The 11,825-nt window shown below is 66.0% G+C and carries 12 protein-coding genes; 6 read left to right on the top strand and 6 right to left on the bottom strand.

The window, feature by feature from the left end; translation table 11 throughout:
- Window positions 1-72: 72 nt before the first annotated feature.
- Genes RF638_RS10435 through RF638_RS10425 form a run of 3 tightly spaced genes read right to left on the bottom strand, consistent with a single transcriptional unit; the run spans window position 73 to window position 2,441 of the window.
- Window positions 73-543, bottom strand: a complete 471-nt coding sequence (locus tag RF638_RS10435; RefSeq protein WP_259917423.1) for a MarR family winged helix-turn-helix transcriptional regulator — start codon at window positions 541-543, stop codon at window positions 73-75.
- Window positions 544-560: 17 nt separating this feature from the next.
- Window positions 561-1,232: a CE1759 family FMN reductase gene (locus tag RF638_RS10430; RefSeq protein ID WP_315277242.1), complete on the bottom strand. Its 672-nt coding sequence runs from the start codon at window positions 1,230-1,232 to the stop codon at window positions 561-563.
- A 30-nt stretch (window positions 1,233-1,262) separates the two neighbouring features.
- Window positions 1,263-2,441, bottom strand: coding sequence for an LLM class flavin-dependent oxidoreductase (locus tag RF638_RS10425; RefSeq protein WP_259917420.1), 1,179 nt, complete (start codon window positions 2,439-2,441; stop codon window positions 1,263-1,265).
- A 164-nt stretch (window positions 2,442-2,605) separates the two neighbouring features.
- Between RF638_RS10425 and RF638_RS10420 the strand changes: the two genes are divergently transcribed.
- The 6 genes from RF638_RS10420 (at window position 2,606) to RF638_RS10395 (ending at window position 8,981) form a co-directional block, all read left to right on the top strand.
- Window positions 2,606-3,085: a transporter substrate-binding domain-containing protein gene (locus RF638_RS10420; RefSeq protein ID WP_129702369.1), complete on the top strand. Its 480-nt coding sequence runs from the start codon at window positions 2,606-2,608 to the stop codon at window positions 3,083-3,085.
- Between the two features lie 5 nt (window positions 3,086-3,090).
- Window positions 3,091-4,059: a cation diffusion facilitator family transporter gene (locus tag RF638_RS10415; protein ID WP_129702385.1), complete on the top strand. Its 969-nt coding sequence runs from the start codon at window positions 3,091-3,093 to the stop codon at window positions 4,057-4,059.
- Between the two features lie 71 nt (window positions 4,060-4,130).
- A complete protein-coding gene (locus tag RF638_RS10410; protein ID WP_368841981.1) occupies window positions 4,131-4,889 on the top strand; it encodes a LamB/YcsF family protein in 759 nt (252 codons plus the stop codon).
- Window positions 4,886-6,517 (top strand): 5-oxoprolinase/urea amidolyase family protein, encoded by a 1,632-nt coding sequence (locus RF638_RS10405; protein WP_259917417.1) that lies wholly within the window; start codon window positions 4,886-4,888, stop codon window positions 6,515-6,517. Before RF638_RS10410 ends, RF638_RS10405 begins: the two co-directional genes overlap by 4 nt.
- Entirely contained in the window at window positions 6,514-8,253 is a 1,740-nt protein-coding gene (locus RF638_RS10400; protein WP_095798523.1) for a biotin carboxylase N-terminal domain-containing protein, read from the top strand. The genes RF638_RS10405 and RF638_RS10400 overlap by 4 nt, the downstream gene beginning before the upstream one ends.
- Window positions 8,254-8,273: 20 nt before the next feature.
- Window positions 8,274-8,981: a GntR family transcriptional regulator gene (locus RF638_RS10395; RefSeq protein ID WP_368841980.1), complete on the top strand. Its 708-nt coding sequence runs from the start codon at window positions 8,274-8,276 to the stop codon at window positions 8,979-8,981.
- Between the two features lie 4 nt (window positions 8,982-8,985).
- Here the strand turns inward: RF638_RS10395 and RF638_RS10390 are convergent, their stop codons facing one another.
- The 3 genes from RF638_RS10390 to RF638_RS10380 all read right to left on the bottom strand — a co-directional run bounded on the left by RF638_RS10390 (window position 8,986) and on the right by RF638_RS10380 (window position 11,808).
- Window positions 8,986-9,786 carry a putative hydro-lyase gene (locus tag RF638_RS10390; protein WP_095798561.1) on the bottom strand — a complete coding sequence of 267 codons (801 nt, stop codon included), beginning with the start codon at window positions 9,784-9,786 and terminating at the stop codon, window positions 8,986-8,988.
- A 5-nt stretch (window positions 9,787-9,791) separates the two neighbouring features.
- Entirely contained in the window at window positions 9,792-11,051 is a 1,260-nt protein-coding gene (locus tag RF638_RS10385) for an NRAMP family divalent metal transporter (RefSeq protein ID WP_368841978.1), read from the bottom strand.
- Window positions 11,052-11,352: 301 nt separating this feature from the next.
- Complete coding sequence (locus tag RF638_RS10380; protein WP_173674331.1) at window positions 11,353-11,808, bottom strand: DUF4870 domain-containing protein; 456 nt, start codon at window positions 11,806-11,808, stop codon at window positions 11,353-11,355.
- Between the last annotated feature and the right edge of the window lie 17 nt (window positions 11,809-11,825).

Below are 11,825 nucleotides of genomic sequence, written 5' to 3'. Positions count from 1 at the left end.
CGCATCATTGGCTATGCGCCCCGACCGATCGCGGCGTGAACACCCAGCACCACGCTCAAAGTTGAAGAGCCACTAACCCAGCAACCCGCTCACGCGACGCATGAGGTCGGCCAGGCGAGCGGCGTCGTCGCCTTGGAGGGCTGAGAAGAAGAGCTCCTGAACGTCGCGCGCGTGGGCGGGGCGGAGCTCGCGGAAGGCGCGGAGGCCGTCGCCGGTGAGCACCGCCTCCCAGCCGCGGCCGTCGCACTCCACACGACGGCGTTCGACCCAGCCGCGCTTGTCGAGCACACCGATCTGGTAGCTGAGCCGGGACGGTGAGAACACCAGCCGCTGAGCCAACTCCCCCATCCGCATCCGGTGTTCCGGGGCGTTGTACAGCAACAGGAGCACTTGATAGTCCATGAGTGAGCAACCGTGGGTTTTGAGTCGCTCCTCGATCCGCGCCGTGAGCCGGGCAGTGGTTTCGAAGTAGAGCTGCCACGCATCCCATTCCTGCTGGGACGCATCGCCTGCACCCATTGCGGACTCGGACGGCTCGGACACGCACCTCACCGTGTCGCTCACGATCCCACCGAGGCCAGCAAGCTCGCGAAATCGGGGACATTGCTGAACTCGTCCTTGACCTCGCGCCGCAGACCGGGACGGGCGGCGGCGTCGTCGTTGTCGTCGAGCAAATCGGATGCGCCACCGGGCGAACCCGCCAGCACGACGGCCGCGAGCGAGGCACCCACGCGATCAATGCGCCGTTGCAGGTCATGATGCCCCCAGTCCTCGGAGGCCGCATAAATGCCCAGCGGCAGCACGAGCGCCTTGAGGTAGCTCAACAGCGGGCGCAGGGCGGTGTCGAGCACCAGCGAGTGGCGCGGCGACCCGCCCGTGGCGGCGACCACGGTGGGCAGGTTCTCCAGGGCAGATTCGTCGATCACGTCGAAGAACTGCTTGAACAGCCCGGAGTAGGACGCCTTGTACGTGGGTGAGGCCGCAACCAGGCCGTCCGCGGTGAGCACGGTGTCGATCGCGTCCTGCACGGCCGGGGAGGCCACGTGCGTGATCATCATGTCGGTCAACCCGTGGGCCAGATCGCGCAGCCGAATGACCTTGATTTCAACGTGCTGTCCGGCGTGTTCGACGACGCCGCTGGCGGCCTTCGCGATCGCCTCACCCAAGCGGGTGGTCGTGGAGTCTTCCGATAGCCCAGCGGTCACCACCGCGAGGGTCAAACGATCAGTCATGGTGTCCTTCTCTCTGCTTACTGTCTGAAATTACTTGGAGTTCTCGTGCTCGCGCTGAGCGGTTTCTGCCTGCTTCGCGCGATCCTTGGCCGCCTGAGAATCCGGGCCGCCGCCGGGGATCGGGTCCTTACCGGCCTTGTGGCGGGCCACCAGGGACTCGTGGGTCGGAGCCTCGGGCACGTGAGCCGGGCGCAGTGCGTCGAATTCCTTGCGCAACACCGGGAAGACTTCTTCGCCCAGCAGGTCAAGCTGCTCGAGCACGGTCTTCAGGGGCAGGCCGGCGTGGTCCATGAGGAACAGTTGGCGTTGGTAGTCACCGGCGTAGTCCCGGAAGGACAGGGTCCGCTCAATGACCTCCTGCGGCGAGCCAACGGTCAGCGGGGTCTGGGCGGTGAAGTCCTCCAGGGACGGGCCGTGGCCGTAGACCGGCGCGTTGTCGAAGTACGGGCGGAACTCCCGCTTGGCATCCTGCGAGTTCTTGCGGATGAACACCTGACCACCCAGACCCACGATCGCCTGGTCGTAGGAACCGTGACCGTAGTACTCGTAGCGCTGACGGTAGAAGTCCACCATGCGCTCGGTGTGTTCCTTGTTCCAGAAGATGTTGTTGTGGAAGAAGCCGTCACCGTAGAACGCGGCCTGCTCCGGGATTTCTGGGGAGCGGATGGAACCGTGCCATACGAACGGGGGCACCTCATCCAGCGGACGCGGGGTCGCGGTGAAGCCTTGCAGCGGGGTGCGGAACCGACCGGAGAAGTCCACGTTCTCCTCGTGCCACAGGCGGTAGAGCAACTGGTAGTTCTCCACGGCCAGCGGGATGCCCTGCCGGATATCCTTGCCGAACCAGGGGTACACGGGTCCGGTGTTGCCGCGGCCCATGGTCAGGTCCACGCGGCCATCTGCCAGGTGCTGCACGTAGGAGTAATCCTCGGCGATGCGCACCGGATCCGTGGTGGTGATCAGGGTGGTTGCGGTAGACAGTTGGATGTTCTTGGTCTGCGCGGCCACGTGCGCCATGAGGATGGGCGGGTTGGCCGGCGCTACGAACGGCGGGTTGTGGTGCTGACCGGTCGCGAACACATCCATGCCGAGTTCTTCGGCTTTCTTGGCGATCTCCACGGTCGCCTTGATGCGCTCGTTTTCGCTGGGGGTTTTGCCGGTGGTGGGGTCCATGGTGACGTCACCGATGGTGAAGATGCCGAGTTGCATGACTGCCTCCTGTGTCTTGGATGACGACGCCGCTGCGGTAGTCCCGCCGGCCCGTTCCGTTGATCTTTCAAATTTGAACTACCTACATAATGCACCCGACGCGAGATTTATTCCACGGAAAGTTTCCGGATGTGGGCAAGGGCACTTTGGCTTATGGTGTTGCCATGAAAAAGGTCATCAGGTGGCTGACGGTGCTCCTGGTTCTCGCTATGTCCCTGACCGGTTGCGTGACCCACTACCCGGCCGATCCCCACGGCACCCTGGACAGGGTGACCGACGGAGTCCTGCGCGTGGGCGCCACTCATGATGAGCCCTTCGTATCCGTCGAGGGAAGTGAGCCCGCCGGTGATGAAGTGCGCCTGGTGGAAGAGTTCGCCGACACCCTAGGTGCGCGCATTGAATGGACCACCGCGAGCGAGGAACACCTGGTCACTGAGATGGAGCACGGTCAACTGGATCTCTTGATCGGTGGGATGACCATGGACACGGAATGGCAGAAGAAAGTGGGCCTGACTCGGCCCTACAAGGAAACAGTCAACGCGTACGGCGAGACCGAGAAGCACGTCATGGCCGTGGTCAATGGTGAGAACGCCTTCCTCCTGGAACTCGATCAGTTCCTGCAGAGCAGCGGAGGCCAGTCGTGAAGCGCATGGCAAGCCCCGCGGACGACGAGCACCTGCCCGATGAGATCTCCCGCGCGGTGAAAAAAGCGGTGCGCCTGGAATGGGCCACCCTGGGCGTGCTGAGTGTGACGGTGGTTCTGGTCTTTCTGGTGATGGGCAATTCCCAGGCCATGAAAACGGCGTGGATCGAAGACATGCTGTCCATGGTTCCGCCCATCGCTTTTCTGATCGGCGTGCGCGTCACCCGCAAACCCGCCAACGCCAAACATCCGTTCGGCTATCACCGTGCCATCGGCATCGCCCACCTCGTGGCGGGAACCGCCCTGTTCGTCATGGGCGGTTACTTGATCGTGGACGCGCTGATCAAACTGATCACGGTCGAACACCCGACCATCGGCGGCATCAACCTGTTCGGCCACACCATCTGGCTGGGGTGGCTCATGATTTTGGTGCTCTTGGTCACCGGCATCCCGCCCGTGATCCTGGGCCGGATGAAGCTCAAACTCGCCGAGCCACTGCACAACAAGGTGCTCTATGCGGACGCCGACATGAACAAGGCGGACTGGATGACCTCGTTCGCCGCCATTGTGGGCATTGCCGGGATCGGCCTGGGTTTGTGGTGGGCGGATGCCGCCGCGGCCATCGTGATTGCCACGTCCATCGTGAAGGACGGCGCCACCAATCTCTCGGCCGCGGTGTCCGGTCTCATGGATGCCCGGCCCACCACGGTGGACAACAAAAAACCCCACCCGCTCATCAGCGATGCGCAGGAATTCCTACGGAACTTGGACTGGGTGCACGCGGCCACCGTGCGCCTGCGCGACGAGGGCCAGGTGTTCCAGATCGAGGGGTTCGTCATCCCCGCATCCCTGGAACTCGCCACGCCCGAGCGCCTCGAAGCAGCCGAGAACGCGCTACTCGAACAGGACTGGAAAATTCGCGACGTCGTGATCGCACCGGTCACGCACCTTCCGAACGTGGTGGAATCGGACTGACCGGTGGTAATTGTTGAACAATCTCCGTCGGTGGGGCATTCTTGAACTCACCAATGAGACGGAGGTCACGCATGACGGTCATCGATATGAACAGCGACGTGGGCGAATCGTTCGGCAACTGGAGCATGGGGGACGACGCCGCCATCTTCCGTTCCGTGTCCTCCGCCAACGTGGCGTGCGGGTTCCACGCGGGAGACCCGGGCGTGATGGCGCAGACGTGCCGGGACGCCGTGGCCGCAGGTGTCACCGTGGGGGCGCACGTGGCCTACCGGGACCTGGCCGGATTCGGTCGTCGCTTCATGGACTGCTCCCCGCAGGAACTCGCGGATGACGTGCTGTACCAAATGGGTGCCCTCCAGGCGATGGCCCGTTCGGCCGGCACCGAGATCAAGTATGTGAAACCGCACGGCGCGCTCTACAACACGATTGTTCACCACGAGGTCCATGCACAAGCCGTGGTGGACGCGGTCAAGGCCTTCGGCGGCGATCTTCCGCTGTTGCTCTTACCCGGGTCCGTAGCACTTCGGAAGGCGGAGCACGCCGGACTGCGCGGGGTGGCCGAGGCGTTCGCGGATCGCGGGTACACACCCGAGGGCACGCTGGTCTCCCGCCGCGAAGAAGGCGCCGTCCTGCACGACCCGGCGGAGGTCACCGAACGCATGATCCGCCTGGCCGAGGACGGCACCTTGAGCGCCGTGGACGGTTCCACCGTTCGGATCCGGGCCGAGAGCATTTGCGTGCACGGTGACACCCCCGGCTCCGCCGCAATGGCCGCGGAGGTTCGCGCGGGCCTGGAGCGCGCCGGCGTGCAGGTCCGGTCGTTCGTATGAGCCAGGATCCGCCCACCGGTGCTGCGCCGTCGACGGTCTCCCTCCGCTGGGCGGGGACGCGGGCCTTCTTGATCGAGTGCGCGTCCCTCGAACACGTCATGCGCTGGCACGCCCATCTCAGTGCACATCCGTATTCCAGTCAGTTGGACGTTCTCGCCGCAGCCGAGACGGTGCTGTTGACCTTCTCTTCACCCGCGGCCGCGCACAAGGCCGCGAGCGACGTCGTCACCGCTCGCCTGGGCGATACCGACGCGGCGACCGGTAAGACCGTGGAGATCGACGTGGTGTACGACGGCGAGGACCTGGCCGATGTGGGCGAGCTGACCGGGCTCGGCGAGCGCGGCGTGATCGAGGCGCACACGGGTGCGGAATGGACGGCCGCGTTCGGCGGTTTCGCGCCGGGGTTCGCGTATCTCGTGGCCCCCGGGGATCCGCTCGAGGTGCCGCGCAGGGATTCCCCGCGCACCGCGGTGCCCGCCGGATCCGTGGCGCTGGCGGGGCGGTTTTCCGCCGTGTACCCGCAGCGTTCACCGGGCGGTTGGCAGTTGATCGGCCGCACCAACGCCACACTCTGGGACCTGGGCCGGGACGAACCCGCGCTCATCCGCCCCGGGGACACCGTGCGCTACCGCGCGGTGCGCGAGCAGGTGGCGGTGCCCCCGGCGGCACCCGCCGAGGGCTCCGTGGAACCCGCGCAGGCTCTCGTGGTCAAGGACCCCGGGATGCAGTCCATGTTGGAGGACCTGGGCCGCCCCGGCCTCGGAGACCTGGGTGTGCCTGCGTCCGGCGCGGCGGATCACGTGTCCGCAGCGCAGGCCAACCGCATGGTGGGCAACGAGTCCGGTGCCACGGTCATTGAGTCTCTGCTGGGTGGCCTGTCGGTAACCGCGCGCGGCCACCACGTGCTGGCGCTGTCCGGCGCCCCCGTGGACGCCACGGTCAGCGGTCAGCAGGGCGAGAACCCGCTCCCCCGGGACATTCCCTTTGCCCTCTACGACGGCGAGACCCTCACCCTGGGCACCCCGCACACCGGCCTGCGAACCTACCTCGCGGTGCGCGGTGGTTTTGGCGGGCCCACGGTGCTGGGCAGCCGCTCCACGGACGTGCTTTCGCGGATCGGCCCGGAAGCGCTGACCGCAGGAAGCGTGATCGAGGTGCGCTCCGCGGCATCGCGCCCGGTGGGACGCCCCGAGGCCCCGGCGGTCACCCTGCCCGAACCGGGCCGACCCACCGTGCTGCGCGTGACCACCGGACCCCGCGGCGACTGGTTCACCCCGGCCGCGCTCGAGACCCTCACCCGTCAGCAGTGGCGGGTCAGCAGCCAGTCCAACCGCGTGGGCGTGCGCTTCGAGACACCCGAGGACGGGCGGGCCCTGGAACGCGCCATCACCGGCGAGCTGGCCAGTGAGGGCGTGGTCACGGGATCGCTGCAGGTCCCCCACTCCGGGGTTCCGGTCCTGTTCCTCGCCGACCACCCCGTGACCGGCGGTTACCCGGTGATCGGCGTGGTTGTCCCGGAGGACCTGTCGCTGGCCGCACAGCTTCCACCGGGGTCTGCGGTCCGGTTCACGCTCGTTGATGCACCCCGCCCCGCGCACGCACCCGAAACCTCAGGAGAGTCAGCATGAAAAAGGTCTTGATCGCCAACCGCGGTGAAATCGCGGTCCGCATTGCCCGGGCCTGCACGGATGCGGGGCTGACCTCGGTGGCCGTCTACTCCGAACCCGACGCCGATTCCGTCCACGTGCGCATGGCCGACGAGGCCTACGCCCTGCCCGGCTCATCCTCCGCGGACACCTATCTCAAGATCGAGGCTCTGCTCGACGTGGCCGACCGCGCGAATGCGGACGCCGTGCACCCCGGCTACGGGTTCCTGTCCGAGAACGCGGACTTCGCCCAGGCCGTGTCCGACGCCGGCCTCACCTGGATCGGCCCGTCCGCCGAGGTCATCCGCACCCTCGGCAACAAGGTGACGGCTCGCGAGATCGCCGTTCGCACCGGCGCCCCCTTGGTGCCGGGCACGGACGGGCCCGTCGAGGACGCAACCGCGGCGCGCTCGTTCGCCGAGGAACACGGATTGCCGATCGCCATCAAGGCGGCCTTCGGCGGCGGTGGCCGTGGGATGCGCATTGCACGCACCATGGACGAGGTCGAGTCAGCGTTCGACGCAGCGGTGCGCGAAGCGACGTCCGCGTTCGGACGGGGTGAATGCTTTGTGGAGCGCTTCCTCGACAAGCCGCGCCATGTGGAGGCCCAGGTCATTGCGGACACCCACGGCAACGTGACCGTGGTGGGCACCCGCGACTGCTCGCTGCAGCGGCGCAACCAGAAGCTCGTGGAAGAGGCTCCGGCACCGTTCTTGAGCGATGAGCAGCGGAGGACCATTCACGAATCGGCCCGGGACATCTGTCGCGAGGCCGGCTACACGAGCGCGGGCACGGTCGAGTACCTGGTGGCTCCGGACGGGCTGATCTCGTTCCTGGAGGTCAACACGCGCTTGCAAGTGGAACACCCCGTGACCGAGGAGACCACCGGGGTGGACCTCGTGCGCGAGCAGTTCCGCGTGGCCGACGGGCAGGCCCTGAGCATCACCGAGGACCCCGCACCGCGCGGGCACGCCTTTGAATTCCGGCTCAACGCGGAGGATCCGGCACTGGGATTCTTGCCGACGCCCGGGACCGTGGAGGTCTTCCAGACTCCCACCGGCGCGGGAATCCGGGTGGACACCGGTGTCCGTTCCGGCTCCGTGGTGCCGCCCCATTACGACTCGATGCTGGCCAAACTCATTGTCTGGGGTCAGGACCGGCAGCAGGCACTGCGGCGCTCCCGGGCTGCCCTGGCGGAGCTGAGCATCAAGGGATTGCCCACGGTGGCACCGTTCCACCGCGCGGTGGTGGAGCACCTCGATTTCACCTCTCCCGATGAGCTGGGCGTGTACACCACGTGGATCGAGGATGCGTTCACGCAGCAGCTGGAGGCGTCCCCGTACGTGACCTCCGGCGCCGCCGAGCGCACCACCCTGACCGTGGATCTCGACGGTAAGGCCGTGCAGCTCGGACTCCCCACCGCCATGGTGGAGGCGCTGCTGCACGGCGGTGGTGCCGGCGCGGGCGGTGAGGCGGTGGCGGCGTCGACCGCACATGGAGCCTCGGACACCACGCTGGCCGCGCCCATGGACGGGACGGTCGTGAAGTGGGCGGCGGAGGACGGCGCGAACATTAGCGAGGGCGACACCGTGCTCGTGCTCGAGGCCATGAAGATGGAGACTCCCGTGCGCGCGCATCGCTCCGGCACATTGACTCGTGGCGAGCCGAACGAGGGCGATGCCGTCCGCAAGGGGCAGGCGCTGGGCGAGATCGCCTAGCGCGGTGAGAGGATGGGCCGGTGACCAGTAACTTCGCACTCGAACCCCCCTCGGCACCGGTTGCCCCCGTCCACGGCCCGCCGACGCCGCTCGGTGCGCACCGCGCGCAGGCGCGCGCAGGCGCGGCAGGCCGGCTGCGCGAGCGCATTTCCGGAGGGCATTTGGCCCCCGGGACCAAGCTGTCGGAACACGTCATTGCCCAGGAACTGGGCGTTTCGCGGAACACGCTGCGCGAGGCGTTCACAATGCTGGCGGAGGAGTCGCTGGTTGATCGCGTGCCCAATCGCGGGGTCTTCGTCGCACATCCGACTGCCGGCGATGTGCGGGAGATTTACAACGCGCGGCGGATCATCGAGCCGGGGGCGGTGTTGTGGGGCTCCTGTTCGGAGCAGGTGCTCACGGGGTTGTGGTCTGTGATCGAGGCGGCTCGGGCTGCTCGTGCGGCCGGGGACATTATGGGCATGGCTGACGCCAATCAGCGTTTCCACCGCGGGCTCATGGATCTGACCGGTTCGGACACCCTGGTCACGACCATGGACCGGTTGCTGGCGCGCATGCGGCTCATGTTCCACTCGATGTCCACGGATCCCGGTTTCCACGGGGACTACGTGGACCGCAACGCCGAAATGCTGCGGCTGCTGGAGGCCGGTGAACGCGAACGGGCTGCCGAATCACTGCGGGAGTATCTGAGTTTTGCGGAAGCACAGTTGTTGGACCACGTGGAATAGCGGTTCAGGGCACCTGGTAGTCGGAGTCCTTGGCGTCCGTGATGAGCATGTGCCCCGGTGCGTGAGAAATCGCGAACTGCGGCCGGCATTCCATCACGGCCGCCTGCGGTGTCACACCGCACGCCCAGAAAACGGGGATGTGACCCGGCTCGATCCGGACGGGGTCGCCGAAATCCGGCTGGTTGATGTCGTTGATTCCCAGCTCCTCGGGGTTGCCCACGTGCACGGGAGCGCCGTGGACGGCGGGATAGCGAGAGGTGACGCGAACGGCGTCGGCCACCTGTGACGCGGGAACCGGACGCATCGAGACCACGAGCGGGCCGGAGAGAGACCCCGCCGGTTCGCAGCGCCGGTTGGTGCGGTACATGGGAACGTTCACGTCCTGGTCGTTGTGTGCCATGCGGATGCCGTTGTTCAGCAGGGCGTCCTCGAACGTGAAGGAACAGCCGACCATGAAGGTGACCAGGTCGTCACGCCAGTACTCGGTGATGTCCGTGGGGCGGGCGATGTCGCGGCCGTTCTCATAGACCACGTACTGCGGGAGGTCCGTGCGGATGTCACCGTCCTTGAGCAGCTCGCCGGTGGTCTCCCCCGCGTCCAACACCCCGAGGACGGGGCACGGTTTGGGGTTGCGTTGGGCGAACAAGAGCACGTCGAAAGCAAGTTCACGCGGAACGATGATGAGGTTGGCCTGCGCGTATCCGGCGGAGATTCCGGACGTGGGACGCAGCAGGCCGCGGCGGAATCGTTCCCTGGCCTCTCGGGGTGTGAGACGTGCCAGGTCTACGTGGTCCGTGGTTTTCATGTCCGTCAGCTCCACAACTTGTTGAGCCCGGCCAGGGAGTTCCAACCGAGGAACAGGGTGAGCAGCCACGCGAGCACGCCAATGATCAGGAGCCACGTGGGATACACGTACCCGTGCAGCAAGTCCCTGCGGCGCCAGGCGACCCACAGCAGGATGGCGAAACCGAACGGGAGGATCAGACCGTTGAACGCTCCCGCGAAGATCAACAGGGTCTGCGGAGCCTGCCCGAGGAACAGGTACGCCACGGTGCACACGGAAATGAAGGCGACGGTCAACAGGTTCCGGGTCCGCGGGTTGCCGGAGGACGTGGTCACGAAGGAAATGGACGTGAAGGCCGCCCCGATCACGGACGTCAGGGCCGCGGCCCACAGCACCACACCGAAGATCCGCACGCCGATCTCGCCGGCGGCGGCCCCGAACGCTTCGGCGGCCATGTTGTCGCTGGTCAGCGCCACACCGCCGGCCACCACGCCGAAAATGGCGAGGAACAACAGCACGCGCATGATGCACGTGACCAGGATGCCCAGAACGGAGCTCCGACTGATCTGCTTGACGTTTTCCACACCGCTCACACCGGAATCGATCATGCGGTGCGCACCGGAGTAGGTGATGTAGCCACCCACGGTGCCGCCGATCAACGTGGTGATCACCAGGAAGTCGATTTCCTCGGGGAGCACGGTGTTCTTCAGCGCCAGGCCCACCGGAGGGGCGGCCACGATCGCCACGTAGAGCATCAGCAAGATCATGATGGCGCCCAGCAACACCACAATCCGATCAAGTGCCATGCCAGCTCGTTTGGACAGGAAGATGAGAATCGCAATGGCCGCGGAGATGGCGCCGCCAATCTTGGGGTCCACCCCGAGCATCGCGTTGAGGCCGAGCCCGGTTCCGGCAATGTTGCCAATGTTGAACACGGCTCCGCCGACGAACACGAGGGCCGCCAGCACAATACCCGCGCCGGGCAGCACCTGACTGCCCAGTTCCTGCGCGCGCCGGCCCGAGACGCCGATCACTCGCCACACATTCAGCTGCACGGCAATGTCCACCAGGATGGACACCAGAATCGCAAACGCGAACGCCGCCCCGAGCTGGACCGTGAACACCGTGGTCTGGGTGATGAACCCGGGGCCGATGGCGCTGGTGGCCATGAGGAACATGGCACCGAGCAGCGCGGTGCGGTGGCCGCCGGAGTTCGTCTTGACCGGCTCGGTACCGGATTGAGAGGGCTGGTCGGGCTGCCCGGACTGGGGTGCTTCTGTCGACATGTCTTCATCCGATGGGTCGGGGTGACTGGGGTCACAGATTGACGTGTTGCCGGAAGACTACAGGTTGTTCAACAATTCGAGCAAGGGATTGTTCAACAACTTAGCCGCGGCTCGAATGGCGGGCTGCACTGCTGCGTGGACTCCCCGCCCGCTGAACCGCACCCTGGCAACCATCGAAGCTGAATCTGTGGCTTCCCTAGGCCACCTTCAAGATCCCGGGCACGAAAAAGCCACTCCGGGCGAACCGGAGTGGCTTTTTGATGTCTCAGAGCTACGGCCAACTAGCCGCCGCTCACCACGCTCAGCGCAGGATGGGCAACTGCATCGGGTAGCGGTAGACCTCACCGTTGTTGGCACGAACGGCGGCCACGATATGGCAGACCAGGAGCAACACCCAGTAGGCGGCGATCAAGATGAATCCAACCGGGATCAGAATGACCGTGAAGATGCAGATCCAACCGATCACGTTGATGATCCACAGGGTCACGTTGAAGTTGAACGCGCCGGCGGATGCGGCACGCAGGAACGGGCTCTTGTCCTTGTAGATGAACCACACGATCAACGGGCCCAGGAAGCCCAGCCAACCCACCGAGATGATGGCGGCAATGGGTCCCGACAGGTGCGTCAGGATGGCCACGGTCTTTTCATCGTTCTGAGGACCGCTGGAACCGGTCCGGCGGTGGGTGTCGTAGTTGTCGTAGCCGCCGGCACCGCCGGAGCGGTAGTCCGGGCGAGGTTGCTGCGGTTCGTAACTCATGGCATCTCCGTCAAGGT

The sequence above is a fragment of the Kocuria sp. CPCC 205235 genome, assembly GCF_040980905.1.
In the GTDB taxonomy this organism is placed as follows: Bacteria; Actinomycetota; Actinomycetes; order Actinomycetales; family Micrococcaceae; genus Kocuria; species Kocuria carniphila.
This window is presented reverse-complemented; position numbering and strand designations above follow the sequence as displayed.